General features: G+C 38.8%; 21 protein-coding genes. All 21 read left to right on the plus strand.

What is annotated here, in order from left to right; translation table 11 throughout:
- Positions 1–9 precede the first annotated feature (9 nt).
- The 21 genes from pepV to B5D30_RS04245 all read left to right on the plus strand — a co-directional run bounded on the left by pepV (position 10) and on the right by B5D30_RS04245 (position 24,251).
- Positions 10–1,416 (plus strand): dipeptidase PepV, encoded by a 1,407-nt coding sequence (gene pepV, locus B5D30_RS04150; RefSeq protein ID WP_078806770.1) that lies wholly within the window; start codon positions 10–12, stop codon positions 1,414–1,416.
- A 32-nt stretch (positions 1,417–1,448) separates the two neighbouring features.
- Positions 1,449–2,414, plus strand: a complete 966-nt coding sequence (locus B5D30_RS04155) for a LacI family DNA-binding transcriptional regulator (protein WP_078806771.1) — start codon at positions 1,449–1,451, stop codon at positions 2,412–2,414.
- A gap of 15 nt (positions 2,415–2,429) precedes the next feature.
- A complete protein-coding gene (locus tag B5D30_RS04160; protein WP_078806772.1) occupies positions 2,430–2,762 on the plus strand; it encodes a hypothetical protein in 333 nt (110 codons plus the stop codon).
- A 50-nt stretch (positions 2,763–2,812) separates the two neighbouring features.
- Positions 2,813–3,682: a ribokinase gene (locus B5D30_RS04165; protein WP_078806773.1), complete on the plus strand. Its 870-nt coding sequence runs from the start codon at positions 2,813–2,815 to the stop codon at positions 3,680–3,682.
- Between the two features lie 130 nt (positions 3,683–3,812).
- Positions 3,813–4,442 carry an ECF transporter S component gene (locus B5D30_RS04170; protein WP_234984620.1) on the plus strand — a complete coding sequence of 210 codons (630 nt, stop codon included), beginning with the start codon at positions 3,813–3,815 and terminating at the stop codon, positions 4,440–4,442.
- The gene (locus B5D30_RS04175) at positions 4,435–5,175 is read left to right on the plus strand and encodes an energy-coupling factor transporter transmembrane component T (RefSeq protein ID WP_078806774.1); all 741 of its coding nucleotides are present in this window, start codon (positions 4,435–4,437) and stop codon (positions 5,173–5,175) included. Before B5D30_RS04170 ends, B5D30_RS04175 begins: the two co-directional genes overlap by 8 nt.
- Positions 5,172–6,017 (plus strand): energy-coupling factor ABC transporter ATP-binding protein, encoded by an 846-nt coding sequence (locus B5D30_RS04180; protein ID WP_078806775.1) that lies wholly within the window; start codon positions 5,172–5,174, stop codon positions 6,015–6,017. Before B5D30_RS04175 ends, B5D30_RS04180 begins: the two co-directional genes overlap by 4 nt.
- Complete coding sequence (locus B5D30_RS04185) at positions 6,014–6,811, plus strand: energy-coupling factor ABC transporter ATP-binding protein (RefSeq protein WP_078806776.1); 798 nt, start codon at positions 6,014–6,016, stop codon at positions 6,809–6,811. The genes B5D30_RS04180 and B5D30_RS04185 overlap by 4 nt, the downstream gene beginning before the upstream one ends.
- Positions 6,808–7,743 carry a nucleoside hydrolase gene (locus tag B5D30_RS04190; RefSeq protein ID WP_078806777.1) on the plus strand — a complete coding sequence of 312 codons (936 nt, stop codon included), beginning with the start codon at positions 6,808–6,810 and terminating at the stop codon, positions 7,741–7,743. The genes B5D30_RS04185 and B5D30_RS04190 overlap by 4 nt, the downstream gene beginning before the upstream one ends.
- Before the next feature lie 335 nt (positions 7,744–8,078).
- Positions 8,079–9,050 (plus strand): S66 family peptidase, encoded by a 972-nt coding sequence (locus tag B5D30_RS04195; RefSeq protein ID WP_078806778.1) that lies wholly within the window; start codon positions 8,079–8,081, stop codon positions 9,048–9,050.
- Between the two features lie 163 nt (positions 9,051–9,213).
- A complete protein-coding gene (locus B5D30_RS04200) occupies positions 9,214–9,900 on the plus strand; it encodes an ABC transporter ATP-binding protein (protein WP_078806779.1) in 687 nt (228 codons plus the stop codon).
- Positions 9,897–11,216 carry an ABC transporter permease gene (locus tag B5D30_RS04205; RefSeq protein WP_078806780.1) on the plus strand — a complete coding sequence of 440 codons (1,320 nt, stop codon included), beginning with the start codon at positions 9,897–9,899 and terminating at the stop codon, positions 11,214–11,216. The genes B5D30_RS04200 and B5D30_RS04205 overlap by 4 nt, the downstream gene beginning before the upstream one ends.
- Positions 11,217–11,507: 291 nt before the next feature.
- Positions 11,508–11,684, plus strand: coding sequence for a hypothetical protein (locus B5D30_RS13475; RefSeq protein WP_159443197.1), 177 nt, complete (start codon positions 11,508–11,510; stop codon positions 11,682–11,684).
- Positions 11,685–11,779: 95 nt separating this feature from the next.
- The gene (locus B5D30_RS04210) at positions 11,780–12,541 is read left to right on the plus strand and encodes an ABC transporter ATP-binding protein (RefSeq protein WP_078806781.1); all 762 of its coding nucleotides are present in this window, start codon (positions 11,780–11,782) and stop codon (positions 12,539–12,541) included.
- Between the two features lie 4 nt (positions 12,542–12,545).
- Positions 12,546–14,468, plus strand: a complete 1,923-nt coding sequence (locus B5D30_RS04215; protein WP_078806782.1) for an ABC transporter permease — start codon at positions 12,546–12,548, stop codon at positions 14,466–14,468.
- 56 nt (positions 14,469–14,524) lie between these two features.
- Positions 14,525–14,887: a YxeA family protein gene (locus B5D30_RS04220; protein ID WP_078806783.1), complete on the plus strand. Its 363-nt coding sequence runs from the start codon at positions 14,525–14,527 to the stop codon at positions 14,885–14,887.
- A 519-nt stretch (positions 14,888–15,406) separates the two neighbouring features.
- On the plus strand, positions 15,407–16,054 hold the full coding sequence (locus B5D30_RS04225; RefSeq protein ID WP_078806784.1) for a bifunctional 2-keto-4-hydroxyglutarate aldolase/2-keto-3-deoxy-6-phosphogluconate aldolase: 648 nt from the start codon (positions 15,407–15,409) through the stop codon (positions 16,052–16,054).
- A gap of 16 nt (positions 16,055–16,070) precedes the next feature.
- Positions 16,071–17,063, plus strand: a complete 993-nt coding sequence (locus B5D30_RS04230; protein WP_078806785.1) for a sugar kinase — start codon at positions 16,071–16,073, stop codon at positions 17,061–17,063.
- Positions 17,064–17,330: 267 nt separating this feature from the next.
- Entirely contained in the window at positions 17,331–21,656 is a 4,326-nt protein-coding gene (locus B5D30_RS04235; protein WP_144399479.1) for a coiled-coil domain-containing protein, read from the plus strand.
- Between the two features lie 248 nt (positions 21,657–21,904).
- Complete coding sequence (locus B5D30_RS04240) at positions 21,905–22,660, plus strand: IclR family transcriptional regulator (protein ID WP_159443198.1); 756 nt, start codon at positions 21,905–21,907, stop codon at positions 22,658–22,660.
- Between the two features lie 445 nt (positions 22,661–23,105).
- A complete protein-coding gene (locus tag B5D30_RS04245; RefSeq protein ID WP_078806788.1) occupies positions 23,106–24,251 on the plus strand; it encodes a cysteine desulfurase family protein in 1,146 nt (381 codons plus the stop codon).
- Positions 24,252–24,368: the final 117 nt, after the last annotated feature.

Raw genomic sequence — 24,368 nt, forward strand, 5'->3', positions numbered from 1 at the left:
CAAAAAAGAATGAGCATTGATTTTAAAAAAGAAGTGGAATCACGAAAAGAGGCGTTAATTGAGGATTTATTTACTTTGTTGCGTGTTAAATCAGAGCGTGAGGACGAGTTAGCGACGAAGGAGGCTCCATTTGGACCGGGACCGTTGGCTGCAATGAAAAAAATGCTAGAACTTGCACAGCGAGACGGCTTTGCAACGAAAAATATTGACAACTATGTAGGCGAATTTGAATATGGCACTGGCGATGAAACGCTTGGTGTATATGCACATATGGACGTTGTGCCTGCAGGAAATGGCTGGGAAAGCGACCCGTACAATCCAGAAATTCGTGACGGAAAAATTTATGCACGTGGTGCAAGTGATGACAAAGGACCAACTGTTGCTTGTTATTATGGCTTGAAAATATTAAAAGAGTTAGGCGTTCCGCTTTCTAAGAAAATCAAATTTATCATTGGAACAGATGAAGAAAGTGGCTGGGCGGATATGGATTATTATTTCCAACACGCAAAAAAAGCGGATTTTGGTTTTTCTCCAGACGCAGAATTTCCAATTATCAATGGTGAAAAAGGAAATATTACGGAATATCTGCATTTTGCAGGCGACAATAGTGGAGCGTTTACGCTTCATTCGTTCAAAGGAGGGTTGCGTGAAAATATGGTGCCAGAAAGTGCGACAGCGATTTTTACTACGAATCTTCCGTTTTCAGATGTGCAAGCAGACCTTTCTGCTTTCCTTGAGGCTCACGGGGTGAAAGGTGAATTGAGCGAAGAAGAGGGCAAAATTTCCGTTACGATTATCGGAAAATCCGCTCATGGAGCAAATCCACAATCAGGTGTGAACGGAGCGACTTATTTGGCTCGTTTCCTTGTAGCATATGCGTTTGAGGGTGCGGCGAAGAACTTTTTGACGGCAGCAGGGCATTTTGCGTTTAACGACCATTATGGTGAACGTCTAGGTGTTGCCAGTGAAGATGAAAAAATGGGCAAATTAACCATGAATGCTGGAGTATTTTTCTTTGAAAAGGATAGCGACGAAAACAAAATCGCTCTAAATTTCCGTTACCCGAAAGGGACTGATGCCAAAGAAATTATGGCTGGTTTAACAAAAACGGTAGGAAATTTGGTGAGTGAAATTACTTTGAGCGAACATGAGCATACACCGCACTATGTGCCAATGGAAGATCCGCTTGTTTCGACATTGCTTGAAGTTTACGAAGATCATACAGGTGAAAAAGGCTACGAGCAAGTAATCGGTGGTGGTACGTTTGGTCGATTAATGGAGCGTGGCGTGGCATTTGGAGCGATGTTCCCGGGAGATGTGGATACTATGCACCAAGCAAATGAATTTATTCCAGTTGACGTGTTATTGCGTGCGGCTGCAATTTATGCAGATGCACTTTATCGCCTAGCGAAGTAGTAAACACTTTGCAGGTTTTGGAGAGGATTGTTATGACTACAATAAAAGATGTAGCAAAAGAGGCGGGGGTTTCGGTTGCAACGGTTTCTCGCTATATGAATAAAAGTGGGTATATTAAAAAAGAAACGGGCGAAAAAATTGAGCAAGCAATTCAAAAATTCCACTACGTTCCAAACGAAGTGGCACGCTCGCTTTTTCAGAAAAAATCAAAGTTGGTCGGTTTGTTGATACCCGATATTGAAAATCCGTTTTTCCCAACGCTTGCCAAAGGTGCAGAAGATGTTTTCAATCAGCATGGCTATACAATGCTTTTAGGAAATGCGACAGATTCGGAAGAACAAAATCAAGAATATCTTTTGACTTTTGCTAAAAATAATATCGGGGGCATTTTGTCTACCGAGAAAAAAACAGAGAATATCAACGTTCCATTTGTCAGTATTGACCGTTTTTATAACGATGATGATTATGCTGTTTTCTGCAATAATTATGAGGGCGGAAAATTGGCAGCCGAAGAAATTTTGAAAACTAATTTTCACAAGATCACCCTTGTCAAAGGACCGAAAACTTTGAAAGGGGCAGTGGATAGATTTGAGGGTATTTCGGAAGTGCTAACAAGGGAAAATATTCCATATGAAGTCATGGAAATTTCCTCTTATAATGGAGAAAAAGTGAAAGAATACACCGAGCGATTCTTTCGAGAGTACCCGCAAACAGACACGGTTATCGCCTCTCACGATATGCTTGCATTGACAATTTTGCAAGAGGCACAGACACGAGGGATTAAAGTTCCCGAAGAACTGCAAATTATTGGTTATGACGGGATTTTATTTAGCGAAATGTGTTATCCAAAACTCGTTACCATTCGCCAGCCTGTCTATGAAATGGGGGCAGAGTCTGCAAGACAGCTCATTCGCTTGATGAAAGAGGAAGAAATCGAAGAAAAACAGATTATTCTTCCAGTTACGCTTTCTGAGGGGGCGACTTTGAGGTATTTGTAGAGGATTTTGACGTGCTTGTTACAGAATAAAGGAGGTTATCGAAAAGTTGCACAAAGTAAAACGGATGTTTTTTATCAAAGGAAAAACAGAAATTACGATAAAAAAATAGATAACCTCTCTGTCGGCATGAGAATACGAGGAGCAAGTGGGAAAGTGTACCAAGTTACAGGTATTCCTTTTATGCGATACTTCGATAGTTCAAAGCGAAACACGGAGAGTTCCTTTGTGATTGACAGCACATTTGATGAAAAAGAGAGAAAAAGTCGCTTAACGGTGGCTTTTTTTCTTGCTCAAAAAATATTTTTCAAAAAAGACTTGACAAATAAACAGGAAACGGTTACAGTATAATTATGAAATGGGTTACAGAAAACAATTTTGCATGGAGAGGAAATTAGTACATGAAGAAAATAGCGGTATTTGGAAGTATTTCTACCGATTTTGTAGTAGAAACAAAACGGATAGCCGAGAAAGGAGAAACCATTATTGCCGAGAGTTTCCACCGTTATTTTGGTGGAAAAGGAGCAAATCAAGCACTAAGCATTGCACGAAGTGGTGAAGAAGTTGTCTTTATTGGTTGTGTTGGAGCGGATTTGTACGGAGATGAAGCAGTTGAAAATTTGAAAAAGGAGGGAATTGATACAAGTGGCATTGTGCGGACAAAGGAATTTCCGACAGGTTCGGCACATATTACGGTTTGCCAAGGGGATAACCGAATTTTGATTGTTCAAGGGGCGAACAATTCCTCAGATTTTATCGAGAAACACGAGATAGCGAGGTTGCTTGAGGGCTGTGCGTTTGCGGTTATTCAAAACGAAGTGAATCCTAAAATGAATGAGTTATTGCTAAATGTTTGTGAGGAAAAGAATATTTCTGTGCTGTACAATCCAGCACCTGTTACAACGGTAACAAATGAACTGCTGGAAAAAGTACATTTTTTAACTCCAAATGAACACGAGGCAAAAGAGCTATTTCCCGAGAAAACTCTTGAGGAAATGGTGCTTGCGTATCCCGAAAAACTCCTGATTACACTTGGCGAAAATGGCGTTTTATACGCTGAGGGAACAAACGTTAAACGCATAGCTGCCTACAAAGTTGCACCAGTTGATACAACAGGAGCAGGCGATACGTTTAATGGCTACTTTATTTCTGGCATTGTAAAGGGTTACTCAATAGAAAAAGCAATCCGATTTGCCAACAAAGCAGCTTCTCTATCCGTCCAAAAATCTGGTGCTCAAGAGGGTGTGCCTTTTTTGGGGGAAGTGGAGTGAGCAAATGAAACAAAAATAATTGGCAAAGCAACGATTCTTGAAACTGGCTTTGCGAAGAAAGGTTTCGATCGGGCGAAGCGAAAGTTTCAAGATTTCATGCAGTGAAACCGCAGAAAGGAAATAGAAAAAAATGAAAATGAAACAAGGAATTAAATATGATTTTTCACTTTTAGCATTATTGCTAATCCCTGTAGGTGTTTCGTTAAGCGTAGTTGGTTACCAACTTTCTTCGCTGTTGAAATTACCTGTTTTTATTGATTTAATTGGAACAGTTATGGTTGGAATGATTGCAGGACCTTGGGTCGGGATGATTACAGGTTTATTGGGAAATGTGGTCAATGGCACGCTCAATCCGATTGCCATTCCGTTTGGCTTTGTAGCGATGTGCGTAGGTTTTAGTACAGGTTATTTTTCAAAATGGAAAATGTATACCAATATTGTCGGCATTCTAATCTCTGGAGCTTTAGGAGCGATTATTGCAGCAATGTCGTCTGCCGTTGTAACAGTCTTTCTTTTTGGAGGGGTTACAGGAAGCGGAACGGACCTTTTAACCGCAGCATTTTTAACGACAGGTAAACAAATTTGGGAAGCAGTTTTTACAACGAATATTATTTCGGGAATCATTAATACTACGATTAATATGACAATTGCTTTAATTATTATTAAGCGTATCCCAGAGCGATTTCTAGTGAAATTAAACTATGGTTTCCCTTATCTATCGAAAAAATCAAGAGAACAGGAGAAGAGTCGTCATGAATAATTGGGCAACGAGATTGTATCCGTCAACTAAAGTTTTATTTGTTTTACTCGTGATTGTCTTAGGAGTAATGGTACCGGGATATACTTTTCAGTATAGTATTTTTCCTTTTATGATAATTGTTGCATTACTTTCGCAATGTGCAGGAAAATTTCTCTCTTTGTTTATGAAATCAATTTTTGTCATCGTTCTTTTTATTTTTGTTATCCAAGTTTGCATTATTAAAAATGGTGACGAGCAATCACTATTTGCGTTTCTCCATTTTTCAAAAATTGGACTGGATACAAGTTTGAATATGACATCAAAAATTGTTGCAATTAGTTCGTCAGTAATTTGGTTCTTCCAAGTGACGAGTGTTAAAGATATTATTTATTCAATGGAAAAAATTAATGCTCCAAGAAAGATGACTTTTGTGATTGCTTCGACCATTCAACTGATTCCACAGATGACGGCTCTATCTAAGACGATTACAGATGCTCAAAAATCACGTGGTATTGAGACTGAGGGAAATGTTTTAGTGCGGGCAAAAGCGTTTGTTCCAATGCTTGGACCGCTTGTTCTTTCTTCCATTCAACAAATTGAAGAAAGAGTTCTAGCATTAGAAAGTCGTGCGTTTTCGGCAACTGGCAGAAAAACAAGTTTTTATAGTGTACGAAAAACGGTACTGGACTATATATTGGTTATCTTGATGCTGGTCGGATTTATTGCTTATTTATGGATTGGGGGCAAATCATGATTGTTTCACTGAAAAATATAAGTTATCGTTATCCTTTAGAAAAGGAGAGTGTCATTCATAATGTTTCCTTTTCGTTTGAAAAAGGAAAAGTTTACGGAATGCTTGGAGAAAATGAGGCTGGAAAAACCAGTATTTGCAATATTATTCGTGGATTTATCCCGAATTTCTTTCAAGGTGAATTGACAGGAGAAGTTTTCATTAAGGGAAAAGCAATTTCGGAATATACAGTAGGAGAACTTTCTTCGATTGTCGGTTATTCTTTTCAAAATCCTTTTACACAAATTTCTGGTGTAAAAGAAACGGTGGAAGAAGAACTTGCTTACGGTATGGAAAATCTAGGTGTTTCACCAGAAAAAATGAGAAGAAAAGTAGATGAGTTGATTGAGTTGTTTCATTTGCAACCGTTAGTAAATAAAAATCCTTACGAACTTTCAGGAGGACAAAAACAAAGGGTGGCTCTAGCGTCTATGCTGTCACTTGAGCCAGAAGTTGTTATATTAGATGAACCAACTTCGCAATTAGACCCGAAAAGTACCGAGGATATTTTTGAAATTGTTCAGATTTTAAAAGAACAAGGTAAAACGATTTTACTCGTGGAGCATAAAGTAGACTTGTTGGCACAATATTGTGATGAAATTTTCGTTATGCAAAAAGGTGAAATTAAATTTTCAGGTAAGACAGAGGACGTTTTAACCAATCCAGAAATTTTACAATTTGGCGGTCAATTGCCACAGGCAACGCTATTTTGTTTGAAAATGCAAGAAAGAGGAAAACAATTTGCCAAACTTCCACTTTCGGTTGATGAAGCAGTGAGCGTGCTTAGGAATGGAGGGTTAGCATGAGTTTTTTAGAGCTGAGAAATGCACATTATACTTATGAAAATGGTTATCAAGCTGTAAAAGATGTAAACATGAGCTTTGATTTGGGAGAAAAAGTTGCGATTATCGGACAAAACGGTGCGGGAAAAACAACGACAGTGAAATTAATGAATGGTTTGCTAAAGGCGACAAAAGGAGAAGTGCTAGTTGACGGGCAATCGACTTCTAGCCAAACGACTGCTCAAGTTGCTAAAAAAGTAGGTTATGTGTTTCAAAATCCAGATGACCAAATTTTTCAAAGTAGTATTTACAAAGAAATCTCCTTTGGTTTGAAACGCTTAGGTTTAGAAGAAAGTGAAATAACGCAACGTGTACGTGAAGCGGCAAAACTTTGCGGTTTACTTGAACATTTAGAGGAACATCCGTATAATCTTCCATACTCTAAACGAAAATTTGTCACACTTGCAGCTGTTATTGCAATGAATCCACAAGTCATAGTATTAGATGAACCGACAGCAGGGCAAGATAGACTCTCGATTGAGCGACTAGGAGTAATAATTGACGAATTAGCTAAACAAGGAAAACTCGTTATCACGATAACGCACGATATGGAGTTTGTCGTTAATAAATTTGAGCGAGTCATTGTCATGTCAAATAAGCAAGTGCAATTAGATAGTCATGCACGAGAAGTATTTTGGAATGAGGAAGTGCTAAAAATAAGTGATTTGAAACAACCTTATATTTGTCAATTAGCCAATCAATTAGGCTTGAGAGATGTTTTGACGATTGATGAGTTGCTGGAGGAAGTGAATCAATGAAGAAAAATATTTGGATAGATTGCGACCCGGGGCATGATGACGCTCTAGCTATTTTGGTTGCTTTAGCGAATCCGGAGAAACTCAATGTTTTGGGTATTTCAACGATTGGTGGCAATCAACGGCTTGAAAAAGTAACGCAAAATGCTCGCAACATTTTACAATTTATTCATGCTAAAACACCACTTGTTGCAGGACAGGAAACGCCATTGGTAAAAACTTTGACCATTGCTCCAGAAGCACATGGCGACTCTGGCATGGATGGTCCATTTTTTGAGGACGGAGAATATCCTGTTTTATCACAAAATGCGATTTTGTATATGTATGAAACATTGATGAAAACGGAGGGAAAAACGACTTTAGTCGGTTTAGGACCGTTGACGAATCTTGCGTTGTTATTAAAAACTTTTCCAGAGGTTAAAGACAAAATTGAGTGCATTAGCATTATGGGGGGAGGGCTTGATAGAGGGAATTACAATTCATTAGCAGAGTTCAATATTTTTGTCGATCCAGAGGCAGCCCATATCGTATTTCATTCAGGGATAAACATAATTATGTCAGGATTAGATGTAACAGAAAAAGCAGCGATTACTCTTGGAGAAATTCAATCTTTAAAAAACAAAGGTCGAGTAAGTCAATTAGTGTACGAATTGCTTTCATTTTACAACGAAAGTGGCAAACAATTTGGATTTGTAGACAGTCCGTTGCATGATTTGTGTGCTATCGCCTATTTATTGGCACCCGATATGTTTTGCGGAGAAAATTATTATGTAGATGTTATTACTGACAACAATGCTTCACGAGGAATGACATTTGCGGACAAACGGCTTGTCACACAATCTAAAACAAACTCTTTTGTATTGCTTGATGTAAAACGAAAAGAATTTGTGGAATTATTATTGAAGAGCTTAGAGGAACTGGATAATGCTAGGTAAAAAAGGTGTTAAAGTTTTGCTGTAAATAGCTTGATATTTTATTTTGGCGGTTGGTTGTTTCAATCTGAATTAAAATCATGTATATAAAGGAGAACTCTAAAAAATCCGTTTAAGCCAAAACTAACAATTCTGGATAATCTTGAATTTTTAGAGTTACCCTTAAAAATAAATCTAAGCGAAACAAATCCTCAAAGTAAGTTTCACGCATCCACCACTGTGGAACTTGCTTTGAGGATTTGTTGTTTTATTTAGAACAGGATTTTCCTCCCCCATTGCATTCCCAAAAATTCTCCGTTATAATAGAAAAAATCCCCACATCAAGAAAGAGGTTTCAGATGAAAAAAATTTATCCAGAAAAATTAGAAGTTGGCGATGAGATTCGAGTGGTGAGTCCGTCTAGTTCGATTGCGAGAATCGGGGGAATGAAAGTTAATTTTCCAGCGAAAGAGCGTTTGGAGGCGTTTGGCTTTACGGTGACATTTGGCGAATATCTTGAAGAAGATGACTTAGTACATTCTTCTACGATTGAAAGCAGAGTGAAAGATTTGCACAATGCGTTTTTGGATAAAAATGTCAAAATGGTGCTAGTAGTGATTGGCGGGTTTAATTGTAACGAGATTTTGCCTTATTTGGACTTTGATTTGATACGAAACAATCCGAAAATTATTTGTGGCTATTCGGACACGACCGCTCTGCTCAATGCGATTTTTGTGAAAACGGGACTTGTGACTTACTATGGCCCGAGCTATTCCAGTTTCAAGATGAATGGTTTGCAGGAATACCAAAGTGAAATGTGGTTACGTGCAGTGCAAAATACAAGTTATTCCCTAGAAAAAAGTGAAAAATGGAGTAGTGACAATTGGTTTATTCCGTTAATTCCAAGGGAATACTATGCGACAGAGTGGAAAGTTTATCAGAGTGGCAAGACGTGTGGCGAGATCATTGGCGGGGAAATCACGACATTTGCTCTTTTGCAAGGAACGGAGTATCAGCCGACAACGAAAAATCCTGTGCTATTTTTGGAGCTTGCCGAGGAGGACACCTATCACGACTTCAATCGAATGTTAAGTTCGATTTTGCAAATATATCCAAAACCAAAAGCATTGATGATTGGTCGGTTTCCGAAACCGACAGGTATGAGCGAAGAATTACTTTTGTTTATTCTTGCAAAATACCCTATTTTAAAAGAAATACCTGTAATGTATGATTTAGACTTTGGTCACACTCAGCCGATTTTCACGTTTGAAATCGGTGCGGAAATTGAGATTGATACTCAAGCAGGAAAATTAAAAATACAAGAAAAATAAAAGAACCTATGAGAATGCGGAATTACATTCTCGTAGGTTCTTTTTCTAATTCTTAATAAAGCATAAGAAAAGTTAAGATTTTGATAATAATTTATCAAAAAAATTTTGTTATAGTGAACACATAGCTTGAAAACGAGTGAAAAATAGCGAATGGAGAAAGAAAATGATAGACGTAAAAGGTATTAGCAAGAGTTTTGGAAAAGGAGCCAACAGGTTTTATGCGTTGAGAAGTGTGAGTTTTAAAGCGGAGTCAGGAGAAAGTATTGCGATTATAGGGAAAAGTGGAAGTGGAAAATCGACACTTATTCACGCAATTAGCGGGCTTGAAAAAGCAGACAGCGGCAGTGTATTTGTCGAAGGCGTGGATATTTTAAAACTAAACGAAAAAGAAACAGATAAATTTCGTGCGGAAAAACTCGGGTTTGTTTTCCAGCAATTTTTTGTGCAAGGAGACGAGACGGCATATGACAATATCTCGCTTTCGCTTGAGATTAATAACGCAAAATCTAGCGAGCGAACAACGCTCATTCGTCAGGCACTTTCGCAAGTAGGGCTTGAGGGCAAGGAAAAAAGTTTGGCGAGAGATTTGAGTGGAGGAGAAAAACAACGTTTGGCGATTGCAAGAGCAATTGTTAACAACCCGAAAATCTTAATTGCAGACGAACCAACGGGAAATTTAGACAGTCAGACAGGTGCGGAAATTGAGCAATTGCTTTTTGAGTTAAATCAAAAAGGCACAACGCTTATGATTGTTACACATGATAATGAGTTAGCGGAAAAATGTGATATGCAGATTACGATTAAAGACGGAGAAGTGCAAAACGTGAAAAGAAGAGGAGTATCAGCATGAAAAAGACGGATATTTTAAAACGTGCAGTGAAAAATATAAAAAAATCAAAGCGTAGAACAATTTTAACAGCGATGAGTATTTCAGTTGGAGCATTTACCATTTGTCTGGCACTTGCAGCGGGAGGTGGGGCAAATGAATATATTTACAATGTGGCGGAAAAAGTTTCGGCGATAAATGAAATGACGATTACAAAATTTGGGAATATGTTTGAATCAAATGACGAACTAAGGGACACGCCAACTGAAGAAGAACCAGATTTGTCTACTTATACGATTTCCAAAAAGGAACTAGAGCAAATAAAGAAAATCGAAGGTGTGGCGAAAGCCGAGGAGGATTTTTACATTCAGGCAAATGCGATTTATCAAGGCGAAACACCTGAGGGGACGACAAAAACAGCAGAAATTCATACATCAATCAATCCAGCAAAACTCCAAATTATTGCTGGTGAAATCAAGAACAATACAATCGGGAAAAATGAAATAGTTTTACCAAAAGTGTATTGTAAACCGCTAGGTTTCTCCTCTGCAAAAGATGCCGTTGGCAAAGAAGTTACGCTTGAGCTGTATGATTATAGTAAGGAAGATACACCTGCCCTAAAAAGTGAGATGGATCTAAAAACTGTAAAAGTGAAGATGAAAATTATTGCAGTAGAAGAAAGTCAAGATTCCGTTGTGAGTGGTGTTCAGGAAGTGAAAATAGGTGCAGCAAGTGTTCCAACGTTGAAACAATACGATTTTCCAGAGTCGAAAAACGGGGAAGAATACTGCCATTCCGTTCAAGTCTTGACAAAAGAAAGTGATGAAACAAGCGTTCAAGCAGTCAAAGATAAGATTTTGGATACGGTAAAAGGCTCTGGCACTCAAACGTTTTATGATACAAGCAAAACGATGAAAAACGCAATTCTTGTCGCACAAGCAGGGTTAATCGGTTTTGGGTTGCTTGCACTTTTAGCCTCTGTTTTTGGCATTATCAACACGCAATATATCAGCGTATTAGAGCGTACTCGTCAAATTGGGATTATGAAATCTCTAGGTATGAGCAAACGAGATGTTTCCGCTCTTTTCCGCTATGAAGCAGCGAGCATTGGTTTTCTTGGCAGTATGATTGGTATTTTCATTGCCTTTTTGGCAACATTGTTCAATCCAATAATTTCAAGCACGTTAAATTTGCCAAAAGGCATTTCCATTTTACAAATGAAATTATTACCAAACCTCATCTTAGTCCTTTCGCTCATGCTTATTGCTGTTTTAGCAGGATATTTCCCAGCAAGAAAAGCAGCAAGACTTGACCCGGTAAAAGCATTAAAGACAGAATAAGGGAAAAATCGCAGAAAAAACTCTGCGATTTTTTTGTTTTTCCAACCTTACAAAACTGTAAGTTTCCAATCAAATTTGTAAGCTGACTTTATGAAAAAAAGGTCTATAATAAAAAGAAAAGCGAAGAGGGGCGTTTTGAAGTTTGCAACAGTGAGCCACAGCATTTACTTGCTGGAAACGCAGTTTCCAGTGCTGTTGTGAACAGTTGCCAAACTTCAGCCCCTCGTAGCTAGACAAAGAAAAGCGGAGAGGGGCGGTCAGGAGATTGTCGCAGAGAGCCATGCCATTTACTTGCCTGAAGCAGAGCTTCAGGTGGCATTGCGAACAGCGACCAAGCCCCTGCCCCTCGCAGCTAGACAAAGAAAAGCGAAATGGTGCGTTTTGGAGTTTGTAACAGTGAACACTGTCGTTTATTTACTGCTACACTTCGTTTCGCATACAGTCTTTCTAAGAATCAAAGATTCTTGAAAGACTAGCATTGAAGCGTTAGCTTCAAGCGACATTGTGAACAGTTGCCAAACTCCAGCACCATGCAGCTAGACAAAAAAATAAGGAGACTCATCATGTCATTTGTAAAAGTAAATCATGTAAAAAAACAATATCAAACAAAATTTAGTGCAACAACGGTGCAAGCGTTGAAAGATGTGCATTTTGAAGTAGAAAAAGGCGAGTTTATTTCGATTATGGGCGAAAGTGGTTCAGGGAAAAGTACGCTATTGAACATTTTGGCAACGCTAGATGTCGCAACAGAGGGCGAAGTTTTACTTGACGGCAAAGATCTTGCCAATATCCCAGAGGGCAAACTTGCAGCGTTTCGTCGTGACCATTTAGGGTTTGTTTTCCAAGATTTCAACTTGCTTGATACGTTTACCGTTCGAGACAATATTTATTTACCGCTTGTTTTGGCGAAACAAAAATTGTCAATTATGGAAGAGAGAATCAAGCCTTTAGCAAAACAATTAGCGATTGAGGAATTGCTTGAAAAACATCCGTTTGAGCTTTCTGGTGGACAAAAACAACGTGTAGCAATTGCTCGTGCGTTAATTACACAACCAGAAATCGTGCTTGCAGATGAGCCAACTGGAGCGTTAGACTCCAAAAACTCTGAAGAAGTGCTAGAGATGTTTGAGCGAATCAATGCAGAAGGGCAAACACTTCTTATGGTAACGCACTCTGCACTTGCCGCAAGTCGTAGCTCACGTGTGCTTTTTATCAAAGACGGACGTGTATTTCACCAACTTTATCGTGCAGGAAAAAGTCATGAAGAATTTTTCAACATGATTAGCAATACTATGACCAATTTACTAAGCACAAGAGGGGAGTAAGAAAATGCTATTTGCAAAATTAGCGAGCCAAAGTGTTCGTAAAAATAAAATGGAATATTATCCATTTATCTTCGGTGTGATTGTGACATTTGTATTAAATACAATCGTGCAACTCATCATGAACAATCCCGCACTTGACAAGATGAAAGGAGCAGAAACGCTCAAGACACTTTTAAGTTTTGGGAATGTTGTCATCGTGATTTTTACCGTTGTCTTTGTTTTATACGCTCATTCTTTTGTGGCGAAAAAACGTAAGAAAGAGTTTGGATTATATAGCGTTCTCGGCATGAGCAAACGAGATTTGCGGAAGTATCTTCTTTTACAAGCAATGTTCATTTTTGCGATTTCCATTGTTATTGGCTTAATCGTAGGGCTTGTATTTTCAAAAGCGATGTTTCTTGTTTTGGTGAAATTGCTCGGGGAAAGTAATTTTGGCTTACACTTAGAAATCTCCGTCATTTTGAAACTCGTGATAGAATTTTTCATTTTGTTTTTATTGATTTATCTCGTTGACGTGTGGGATGTGCAACGCACGAAGTCAATTGATTTATTAAAATCTGAGAGCATTGGAGAAAAAGAACCGAAAGGTCGTCTTGTGATTAGTTTGATTGGTGTTGTTATGCTAATTGTCGCTTACTCAATGACTTTGCAAATTAGTAACCCAATTTCAGCATTGTTCAAATTTTTCCTTGCGGTGATTTTGGTTATTGTTTCAACCTATATTCTCTACATTGCAGGAAGTATCACAATTTTAAAATTGATGAAGAAAAACAAACGATTTTTCTATCAACCAAAACATTTCATTTCCGTTTCAGGCATGATTTTCCGCATGAAACAAAACGGAGTAGGGCTTGCCAATATTGCGATTCTAACGACGATGACGTTGGTGACATTTGTGACAACCGTAGCACTTTATGCAGGAAAAGAAGTAGTGATTCGTGAAATGGCACCAAGAGAATACGTGGTGAATGTTCTTTCAGGCAGTGAAGAAGAAAAGAAATTAAATGATTTAATGAGCAATCCTGATATAAAAGTAAAAAACAAAGTGACGTATGAAGTTTTCGGAAGTTATACAGGTACGTTTGAAGGGGATGTTTTCAGTAATACCGCTCGCTCAACCAATCTTTCCATGTTGAGTTTTATGACAATAGAAGAGTATGAAAAATTGACAGGAAAAAATGAAAGTCTAAATGCTGGCGAGGCTCTTCTTTTTGACCAGACAGGAAAATTTAAAGGCAAAACTTTCTATGTGAACAAGCAGAAATTTGATGTGAAAGTTGTAGATGAAGTGGCAAATATGGAACGATTGCCAGATTTTGCTCATCCTTTTTACATGATTGTCAAAGACAAGGCTGAGATTGAGAAGATAAGTGCAGATTTGAATAAAGTGCAAAAAGAGGGCGGCAATTTCAGTGAGAACGTGTTGTTTGATATTTCTGCGAGTGACAAACAACGTACTTCTTTTGACAAAGAATTGGTCAAAGAACTTGGAGGAATGGCACGTGTCAAATCAGAAATGGAATCTGCGTACAAATTTTTAACAGGTGGATTCTTATTTATCGGCGTGTTATTCGGATTTAGCTTTATTTTGGCGACAGGTTTGATTATTTATTACAAGCAAATCACAGAGGGCATGGCAGATCAAAAACGCTTTGATATTCTGCAAAAAGTTGGCATGAGTCATAAAGAAGTCAAGCAAACAATTAACGGGCAAATTATCTGGGTGTTTGCATTGCCGATTGCTACGGCGGTAGTTCATTTATTGGTTGCCTTGCCATTTATTTACAGTATGATTGGTTTGTTCAATTTGAACAAATGGAGTGTTATTTTACCAACAGCGGTAGGCGTTGTTGTAATTATTAGCTTGATTTACTATGTCATTTATACAAAAACTTCAAAAGTTTATTACAAGCTAGTAGAAAGATAATTGTTGGGGAGAATGTTTGCAGATGAAGAGAAAACTAGATTTTATGAGGTGATAGTATGAAAGGGAAAATTATTTTTGCGTTACTCATTGTCGTAGCTCTCGTAGTAGCTGGCTATACATGGTATCAATCAGAATACGGCGGGGAAAACTATTATACGCAAATCGTTTCGACAGGTAAAAAAGAAGTTCAAAAAACGGATAGCGGGGAAAAATTCACTCGATATTTTTACAATCAAGCAGTTTTTAACAAAGACGGTAAAGAAATTCAAGCAGAATTTTCAAGTGTAGCCAACGCAGAACCGCTCAGAAAAAATGCCTATCTTGAAATTTTATACAACAAGAAAAAAGGCGTGATAAGCTGGCAAGAAGTAGAAGAAAAAGACGTACCAAAGCCTGCTATGGAAAAACTGAAAGAATAAGTGGACTCTAAAAACTCACGCTCACCTAAAATTGCTAGTTTTTAGAGGAGCCAATATTTACCCTTAATCCAAAAAAATCGCAAGAAGGAGAACTTGCGATTTTTTTGTTGTAAAAACGGTTGACAAAATCGGGAATTTTTTTATAATTTGTGTATAAATAGGAAATAGAGTTTCTTAATAAGAAACGAAAAGGAAAGCGGAGAAGTGCGTTTTGAAGTCTGTGGCAGTGAACCATGCCGTTTACTTGCTCGAAACTTAGTTTCGAGTGGCATTGTGAACAGCCACCAGACTTCAGCACTTCGTAGCTAGACAAAAGAAAAGCGAAATGGTGCGTTTTGGAGTTTGCAACAGTGAACACTGTCGTTTATTTACTGCTACACTTCGTTTCGCATACAGTCTTTCTAAGAATCAAAGATTCTTGAAAGACTAGCATTGAAGCGTTAGCTTCAAGCGGCATTGTGAACAGTTGCCAAACTCCAGCACCATGTAGCTAGACAAAAGAAAAGCGAGGAAACAAGCATGAAAAAAATGAACATTCTTTATCAATTAAGGTCAGCGGGAGTGATTGCGGTAGTGCGTGCGGATAGTGCGGAAGATGCAATCAAAGCAAGCGAGGCAATTATCGAAGGAGGTCTTGCAGGAATCGAAGTAACTTACACCACACCAAATGCAAGCGAAGTCATTCGCACATTAGCGGAGAAATATAAAGAGAAAGACGATGTAGTAATTGGTGCTGGAACGGTCTTGGACGAAGTTTCGACAATGGACGCAATTAATGCAGGAGCTGCATTTGTTGTGAGTCCTTGTTTTGATGAGGCGAGTGCGAAACTTTGCAACTTGTATCAAATTCCTTACCTTCCGGGGTGCTTAACACCGACAGAAATTCGTACAGCATTGACGTTTGGTGTGGATATTGTCAAATTATTCCCGGGAAGTGCGTTTTCGCCAAGCTATGTCAAAAATCTAAAAGCTCCACTTCCGCATATTAACATTATGCCAACTGGCGGGGTAAGTCTTGACAATATGCAAGATTGGTTTGATATGGGCGTAATTGCTGTTGGAATTGGTGGCGACTTACTTGCTCCTCTTGCCAATCGAGATTTCGCAGGTATCACTGAAAAAGCACGAGCTTACAAAGAGAAGTTTTTGTCTATTCAAAAGGGCTAGGCAAAGGAGGAAAAAAATGGCAAATATTGTAAGTTTTGGAGAAATTCTTCTTCGTCTTGCAAGCGAAAATCATACACGTTTTGGCAACGACAGCAAATTATCAGCGAACTTTGGCGGAAGCGAGATGAATGTCGGAGTGAGTTTGTCGCATTTTGGGCATAATGTACGTGTGGCATCTGTTTTGCCAAAAAATAGAATTGGCACAGCAGTAAAGCAGTTTCTTCATTCGCATGAAGTTTCAACAGAGTTCATTTGTGAGTCTGACGGCAGAATGGGAATTTATTTTGTAGAGGCTGGTGCAGGCAATCGTGGAGGCAATGTCATTTATGACCGTGCTTATTCCGTTTTTTCACAAATAAAAGAATTTCCATTTGAACTAGCGGCATTATTGAAAGGGTGCGATTTACTTTTTGTCTCAGGAATCACCCCAGCATTGAGCGAAGAATTGCAAGAGATGACGCTATCTCTTTTGCAAACGGCGAAAAAAATGGGGGTGCGTGTGGCGTATGATAATAATTATCGTGAAAAACTTTGGTCAACTCGTGAAGCAGCTTTTGAAATGACGCGTAAAATTTTACCGTATGTTGATATTTTATCCGCAGGAATTTTAGATATTCGAGCGATTTTTCAGGATGAATCCATAGAAGATTTGGCGACAGGGTATGATTTGTTAACGGAAAAATATCCGAATATCCAAGCTATTTTTTCAACTAATCGTACAACACATTCCACAGAGGATTATGAATTGCAGGGGAATCTTTATGTAGAAGGCAAGTTGTACCAAACAGAAGTAGAGAAAATCGCCAATGCTATTGATCGAATTGGTGGCGGAGATGCTTATGCGGCAGGGATTTTACATGGTTTGATAAATGGCATGGAAAATCAAGAAACCGTCTCATTTGGTGTGGCGGCAACGGTATTAAAACATACGGTTTATGGCGATGTGAACCTCTTTTCAGAAGAAGAAGTGCTTGCGTTTATGAGAGGTGGCAAAGGAATTAAAAGGTAAGGCATACAAGGTGTGGCGAAATGCTGTGCCTTGTTTTTTTAGGTTAATTTAAAGATGAAGTATTATAAATAATACAAAGTATTTTATCAATGTAAAAATACGAAAATGAAAATTTATTTTTTCTTGATAAATATGATTTTAAAAAACGAAAAATTCGATGTATAATTAAAGTAGGATTAATAAAATAAGAGAAGTTTGCCTTTTTCTAAAATCCCCCTAGGTTATTACTACATAGATTCAAAAAATGCTAAGAGGGGTGTTCGGGAGTTGCCGTTGCGAACCGTTGCCCAACTCCTGCACTTCGTAGCTAGCCAAAGAAAAGCGAAGGAGGGGAATAAGATGACGAAGAACACGAAGAGGTTAAGAAAAGCGTCCTCGCTTGCGATTGCGACAGGTTATTTGGCATTTTCTGTTGTGCAACCGGTCAAAATTGTGGCAGATGAGATAATCAAAGTGCAAAGTGCTGGGCGACAGACGAGAGCAGGTACAACGTTTGATGACTATGAAATTTCTAGGCAAGCGTATGAAGAAAAAAGAGCGATTTATGCAGAAAAATTGGCGGATTATTTATCTAAGCAGGCTGATTTAGACGATAAAAGGGCGAGTGCGGATCTTGCGGCAAAAGCATTGGCTCAATTAAAGCCTGAGTATGAGGCTGAAGTGAATGATTATTTGCAGGCAAAAGCAATATATGAAAACGCACTTGCTCAATACGAAACAAATCAAACTGCAAATAAAGAAATTATCAGCCAATATGTTTCAGCTCAAAGTGAATATGTATTGAAAAAGAAAGACTATGATGATATTGTAAATGAATTTGTAAACAAAACGAAAGAGCAAAGCCAAAATTTGGATGCGTTTCATCAAGCGAAAACGAGTTTGGAAGATTTGGCAACAGAATTTCAAACGGCAAAAGATGTGTATGAAACGGCAAAGAGCGAGTATGATACCAAATTGGCAAATATGCTTGAGATGAGAAATGCTTACTTAGCGTTGCAAGAAGAATATTTGGCAGAAGTGGCGAAGACGACTCAAGTGACCTTGGTTTGTGAGGAAGCACTTGAAAAATATCAAGCGATTTTGACGAAATATGACCAAGAACGTGTAGAATTTCAAGCGAAGAAAGAGGCATACGAAGAAGTTAAAGAAACATTTGCCCAAGCAACAGCAGAGTTTAACGAGAAAAAACAAGAGTATGAAACATTGCTTGCTCAATATAAAACGAAACTAGCGAGCTATGAAGAAAATAATCAAAAATATGAGCAAATCAAAGCACAATATGAATCTGTTCTTGCCGAATATAATGAAATAAAAAGTCATTATGATGAAAAATGTGCAGCATTTAACGAGAAAAAAGCGGCATATCTTCAAACAGAGAGCAACTATAATGAAATTGTCGCACAACTTGAGCGTTTGCACGAAGAATTGCAACAAGAGGTTGAGCGTTATACTGTGAAAAAAGTAGCTTATGAAAAAATGCAGGTTGCGTACAATCAAGAGTTTCGTGCTTATCAGTCATATGTTGCGAACTACAAAGACGAAAAAGCGATTTATGATGAAAAGCTGGCTAATTTTGCTCCGATAGAGAAATCCTACAACGAGGCACTTGCAGCTTATAATAAAGTCAAAGAGCAATTTGAGGCTGGAAGTGAACCTTATCAAGAAGCGTTGGAAGAATACAATCGAGTCAAAGAACAATACGACAATGCAAAAAGTGAAGTAGATGTCTTGACGGCTGAATTTGAGCGATTGAGCGAGGAATATCGTGAAAAAACAGAGCAAATGGAGCAAGTTCACGCAGATTACGAAAAAACGCACAATGAATACCTTGAGACAAAAGCAGTCTATGAAGAAACCGAGCAATCGTTGATTGAAACCAAGAAGAAAATGGAAGAAACAAGAGCATTATTTTCACAAGCGAAAACGGAGTACCAAATGCTTGAAGAAGAATATCAACTCGTATTTTCCGATTATCAAACGATAGAACGTGATTTCAAAGAATTAGAAGGAGTCTTTCATCTTAGTCAAGAGCAAAAAGCAGAGTTTGACAAATTGTCCTTGCTTTATCAAGAAACCGAGGGAAATTATAAAGATTTGAAGACGACTTATGTCAATGATGTTTTGGTAAAATATGAGCAAGCGAAAACTTCTTATGATGAGGCGGTAGCAGAATTTACGGTAACGCAAGTAAGTTATGAAGAATGTTATGCAAGATATTTGGCGATTAAAGCTGATTTGGATCATTTGGCAGTAGATAGTGAAAAAAATAAGGAACGCTATCAAACGCTTGAGGCTAAATACAACCAAACGAAAGCTGAGTTAGATGAATTTGCCAAGGAAACGAGTGGTTTACAAACGCAATACATGGCAATCGTCGAAAAATACAATCTTGCGAATTTACAATATACGCAAGTGGTTGCGTTAAAAGATGCGTACAATCAGCAAGTGGCGGATTTGAAAGTGGAATATGATGCGATTGGTGAGGAGTATTTGCAGATTTTGACGAATTTCATCACTCTTGAGACAAAGTACCTTGACGCTGTTATAGCAGTTGTCGATGACGGAACCCAGCACGATGTTCTTGAGGAAGAATATCGCTTGCTCAAAAACGAATATGATGAAATAGAGGCAAAATATGAAAATACCCACCAAGCATACGTTGAGGCACAAGAAGCATATGAGGTGGCTCAAACGGCATATGATGTGGCGAATGCAAGCTATACCGAAGTAGCCGAGAGCTACCCAGAAATCACCGAGCTTTATTCTCAAGTAGAGGGAATGTATCACCAAGCAGTTGATGAGTATGAAACTGTTTATCCTGACTATATTTATGCGATTTTTGCTTATGGTGCAGCGTTGGCTGATTTGGAAGGTTTAGACTATCAAATGACAGAGTTTAAGAAATTTTTGACAACATTTCCAATAGATAATGTCGAAAGCTCAGATTATGCGACCACTCTTTCTGCATGGGAAAGTGATTTGGGCAATTGGGAGACGACTTTGACGACTACGACTGCCCAGTTAGAAACGGATTTTCAAGAGTATGAGGAAAAAGCTGAGGAGTATTATGCAACTGGTTTTGTGGTGGACCCGACAGGTTTGCCGGTAATCAATACGAATGGATTTAATGCAAATGACGTAGTAGCACAGGCGAGAAGTTCTGCTGGGGCAATTACGACACTTGTTGATTCTTACAAAGAGTATTATGCACAATACAATGATTTACTTGAAAAATGGGCGATTTATAATAGTGCGTATCTTTCTAAAAAAGAAGATTATAAGAGAAATGCTGCGATTGTGAATGCTTTAAATGACGCAAACTTTGACGGTTGCCCAGATCACCCTGAGTTGATTGGCTACACGTTAGCCGATTTGCAAAATTTGTCAGGCACAGAAGAATTAGAAAAATTAATTGAGGCGTACAAACAAGCGGCTATACCAGCAGCTCAAAAAGTAACGGAAATCGCTCAATTTCTTTTGCCTTATGCTCAGGGTTGGAAACAAGAAAAAGAAGCGTTTAAGGACGAATTGAAAACATTTGAAGAAAAAACAGGGGTGACAACGGATAATCTAGGCAATCCGTTAACGTTGAGGAATGGTGGAATTGACCAATCTATCGGTATTTTGGAAAATGTAGAGCAAACTTCTTCTTCAATTGTCAGTCGCAATATTTCTGGTTTGGAAAGTTATTTGGAAGGGGTGGATGAAAAATCTAGTTTGCTTGAGTTGTTTGAGAATAACAATTCGACTGGACTTCAAGGCATTTACAATGCACAAGCGAAACCGAGCATAAATGCACCAAAGGCGATTACGCAAAAAATCGAAGTTACTTACAAACTACCGGAACTCAAGGAAATTTCTCATCCAAAAGATGTTGACTTCCAACCTCCGATTAAGCCGATAAGCGTGAAAGGACCAACACCACCGCAACCGGTGAGTGATGTGAGTATGGTTGACATTGTTCCACTACCAGCGGAACAATTGCCAATCGTGTTAAATGTGGAAATGCCAGAACTTCCAGAGTTTGATGATACAAAAGTTGATGTTTCATGGTCTGCGAGTTTGCCGAAAGAAGTTACAGGTGTTGCGGATATTACGTTGTCAAAAGAACCACCAACGGATACACCAAACGCTATTTCGCCTGTTGCACCAGAAGTGATTTTACCATTGCTAAGTTTGCCAGACTTGGCAGAAGTAATACCACCGTTACCTGAGCATGATGACATTTGGATAGAAGAGATTACACCTCCGATTATGCCAGAAGACCAGCTCTACTCACTTGCCATTCAACTCCCAATCATAGATGATGTAGCTGATGTAACGTATGTAGCAGATGAGGCGGAAATGCCAGAAAATGTAACGATTACTCCGCCGACACCGCCGAAAGAATCGCCAAGCGTTCCACCGGGAACTCCACCGAGTGTTCCACCAAACACGCCTCCTGAAAAAGAGCCGAAACGAGTGGAGCACAAGACGAAACATTCTATGCCAAAAACAAGCGAAAAAAGTGGTATGAGCTTGTCTGTTATTGGTGGTGTGATGATTGCGATGATAAGTGTAATCAAACGTAGAATGAAAAAACACAACTCTTAGATTTTAATCGAGCCAGAATTTTTGGCTCGATTTTTTTAGAACACCCTTAAGGGGACGTTCAAAATATTCCCCAAGAGAGCGAAAAAACGGTACAATATAGAAAAAGTAATGCTTAGATTATAGAGTTGACCCCGTATGAAAAGACTTTGAGCGAACGTATTTCGCTAATGCCCCGCTTGGACGGAGCGAAGCGTAGTTCAAGTTTCGAGCAATTTCGCATAAATTGTGTAGAAAGGGAATGGAAAATAATGGAACAAGAAAAACTATACGGCGGAGTCGTTATCAAGGTGATTGCAATTTTGGATTTTTTGCGAGATAGCACTATTCCTCCGACATCAACAGAAATCGCTAAAGAAATCAAGGTGACTAAAGGGACTGCCTCAAAAATTATGAACACCATGACGCAATTAAGACTTGCTACGAAAGACAATGCAACGCAAGGCTATACGATAGGTGTGCGTTTAATTGGCTATGGTGAAAAAGCGATTGAGAGCTTTAGTTTTGAAAAAGAATTACATTCATCTATTGAAAAAATTCACGACGAAATTGGTGAAACTATTCACGTTGGAGTGGAACAAAGTGGCGAGATTGTCTATATTTTAAAGCGAGAAGCCAAAGATGCTGTAACGCTGAAAAGTCGTGTAGGCGATAAATTAAGGATGTACGCAAGTGCGATGGGAAAAGCGATTTTAGCAGAAAAGACGAAACGAAGTGTACAGCAATATTTTAGAGAAACTGCCATTGAGCAATTAACACCACATACGATAACAGAAGAATCTGCGTTTTTAGAGGAATTGGCAGAAATACGAAGAAGTGGTGTCTCTTTTGATCGTGAAGAAAATGAGCAAGGTATTTTTTGCATTGGCGTTTCTTTGACGAGGCGGGGGCATATTTACGGTGCGGTCAGTGTAAGCGTGCCAACGTATCGGTTAGACGAAGAAAAAAAAGAGCGGATTGTGACCGTCTTACTAGAAATGAAAAAAGAAGTACAAGAAAAACTTTAGAACAAAAAGAAAAGCGAAGAAGTGCGTTTTGAAGTCTGTGGCAGTGAGCTACGTCGTTTATTCACTTGAAACTTTAGTTTCAAGCGACGTTGCGAACAGCCACCAGACTTCAGCACTTCGTAGCTAGACAAAGAAAAGCGATCGGTGCGGTTAGGGGATTGTCGCAGTGAGCAATGCCATTTACTTGCCTGAAGCAGAGCTTCAGGTGGTATTGTGAACAGCGACCAAGCCCCTGCCCCTCGTAGCTAGACACAGAAAAGCGAAGAAGTGCGTTTTGAAGTCTGTGGCAGTGAGCTACGTCGTTTATTTACTACTACACTTCGTTTCGCATACAGTCTTTCTAAGAATCAAAGATTCTTGAAAGACTAGCATTGAAACGAAGTTTCAATTGACGTTGCGAACAGCCACCAGACTTCAGCATTTCGTGTTAGATAAGGAGAAATTCATGATTTATTTTGACAATGCAGCAACGACTATTCCATTTCCAGAAGTGTTAGACACGTACATGAAAACAAGTCAGCGAATTATTGGGAACCCTTCTAGTTTGCATAGTTTGGGGGAGGAGGCACGTCGTTTGCTAGTACGAGCTAGAGGGCAAGTTGCCGATATTTTAGGTGTAAAAGGTGAGGAGATTTTCTTCACTTCGGGAGGGACAGAAAGTGACAATTGGGCGTTAAAAGGTAGTGCGATTGCCAAGAAAAATTTCGGGAGACACATCATCATTTCAGCGATTGAACACCCTGCAGTTTATGAAACAGCCAACCAGCTGGAACTTCTTGGTTTTGAAATTAGTCGTGTAGGTGTAGATAATCGTGGAATGGTAAAACTAGACGAGCTTTCTTCGCTTATTCGCAAGGATACTATTTTAGTTTCGATTATGGCAGTGAATAATGAAATTGGCAGTATTCAGCCAATTTCGGCGATTGGCGAGTTGTTAGAACATTACCCCAACATTCATTTTCATGTGGATGCAGTTCAAGCAGTTGGAAAAATTCCAACGGAGAAGTATTTACATCCACGAGTGGATTTTGCGAGTTTTTCGGCACATAAATTTCACGGAGTGCGTGGTGTAGGATTTCTTTATGCAAAAAAAGGCAAAGATCTTGCACCACTTTTGACAGGTGGCGGACAAGAGAGTAATAGGCGTTCCACAACGGAAAACGTGGCAGGTATTGTATCTAGTGCGAAAGCATTGCGGTTATATATGGAAAAAGTAAAGGCGAAAGAAAATCATTTACAGGCACTTCAAAAATATTTGCTCGAATCACTGAAAACCTATGAAAACGTGACATTGTTTACAGAGTGCGATGAAGATTTTTCACCACATATTGTCACATTTGGTCTAAGAGGAGTACGAGGAGAAGTGTTGGTTCATGCGTTTGAGGAAAAGCAAATTTATATTTCGACTACAAGTGCTTGTAGCAGTCGAAAAAAATATCCTGCAAGTACGCTAAAAGCAATGAACGTGCCAACAAACCTCTCTGAAACAGCTGTGCGTGTATCGCTTGATGAGAGCAATACTATGGCAGAAGTGGAACAGTTTTTGATTGTATTTCGTCTTTTGAGTGAGAAGTTTGCGAAAATATCTTAGAGTTTGATACAAAAGCGAAAAGAGGTTAGGACAAAACTAGTAAATCAGGCTAGATTTTAAATGTTGCCACAACTAAGAGAAACTCTAAAAACTAGATAGTTTTTAGGATTCGGTTTG

It is taken from the genome of Pilibacter termitis, assembly GCF_900167335.1.
Classification (GTDB): Bacteria; Bacillota; Bacilli; order Lactobacillales; family Streptococcaceae; genus Pilibacter; species Pilibacter termitis.

Excerpts from the sequence above, each read along its gene's own strand:
- pepV (WP_078806770.1), top strand. The coding sequence starts at position 10 with ATGAGCATTGATTTTAAAAAAGAAGTGGAATCACGAAAAGAGGCGTTA.
- B5D30_RS04155 (WP_078806771.1), top strand. The coding sequence starts at position 1,449 with ATGACTACAATAAAAGATGTAGCAAAAGAGGCGGGGGTTTCGGTTGCA.
- B5D30_RS04165 (WP_078806773.1), top strand. The coding sequence starts at position 2,813 with ATGAAGAAAATAGCGGTATTTGGAAGTATTTCTACCGATTTTGTAGTA.
- B5D30_RS04170 (WP_234984620.1), top strand. The coding sequence starts at position 3,813 with ATGAAAATGAAACAAGGAATTAAATATGATTTTTCACTTTTAGCATTA.
- B5D30_RS04175 (WP_078806774.1), top strand. The coding sequence starts at position 4,435 with ATGAATAATTGGGCAACGAGATTGTATCCGTCAACTAAAGTTTTATTT.
- B5D30_RS04180 (WP_078806775.1), top strand. The coding sequence starts at position 5,172 with ATGATTGTTTCACTGAAAAATATAAGTTATCGTTATCCTTTAGAAAAG.
- B5D30_RS04185 (WP_078806776.1), top strand. The coding sequence starts at position 6,014 with ATGAGTTTTTTAGAGCTGAGAAATGCACATTATACTTATGAAAATGGT.
- B5D30_RS04190 (WP_078806777.1), top strand. The coding sequence starts at position 6,808 with ATGAAGAAAAATATTTGGATAGATTGCGACCCGGGGCATGATGACGCT.
- B5D30_RS04195 (WP_078806778.1), top strand. The coding sequence starts at position 8,079 with ATGAAAAAAATTTATCCAGAAAAATTAGAAGTTGGCGATGAGATTCGA.
- B5D30_RS04200 (WP_078806779.1), top strand. The coding sequence starts at position 9,214 with ATGATAGACGTAAAAGGTATTAGCAAGAGTTTTGGAAAAGGAGCCAAC.
- B5D30_RS04205 (WP_078806780.1), top strand. The coding sequence starts at position 9,897 with ATGAAAAAGACGGATATTTTAAAACGTGCAGTGAAAAATATAAAAAAA.
- B5D30_RS04210 (WP_078806781.1), top strand. The coding sequence starts at position 11,780 with ATGTCATTTGTAAAAGTAAATCATGTAAAAAAACAATATCAAACAAAA.
- B5D30_RS04215 (WP_078806782.1), top strand. The coding sequence starts at position 12,546 with ATGCTATTTGCAAAATTAGCGAGCCAAAGTGTTCGTAAAAATAAAATG.
- B5D30_RS04220 (WP_078806783.1), top strand. The coding sequence starts at position 14,525 with ATGAAAGGGAAAATTATTTTTGCGTTACTCATTGTCGTAGCTCTCGTA.
- B5D30_RS04225 (WP_078806784.1), top strand. The coding sequence starts at position 15,407 with ATGAAAAAAATGAACATTCTTTATCAATTAAGGTCAGCGGGAGTGATT.
- B5D30_RS04230 (WP_078806785.1), top strand. The coding sequence starts at position 16,071 with ATGGCAAATATTGTAAGTTTTGGAGAAATTCTTCTTCGTCTTGCAAGC.
- B5D30_RS04240 (WP_159443198.1), top strand. The coding sequence starts at position 21,905 with ATGGAACAAGAAAAACTATACGGCGGAGTCGTTATCAAGGTGATTGCA.
- B5D30_RS04245 (WP_078806788.1), top strand. The coding sequence starts at position 23,106 with ATGATTTATTTTGACAATGCAGCAACGACTATTCCATTTCCAGAAGTG.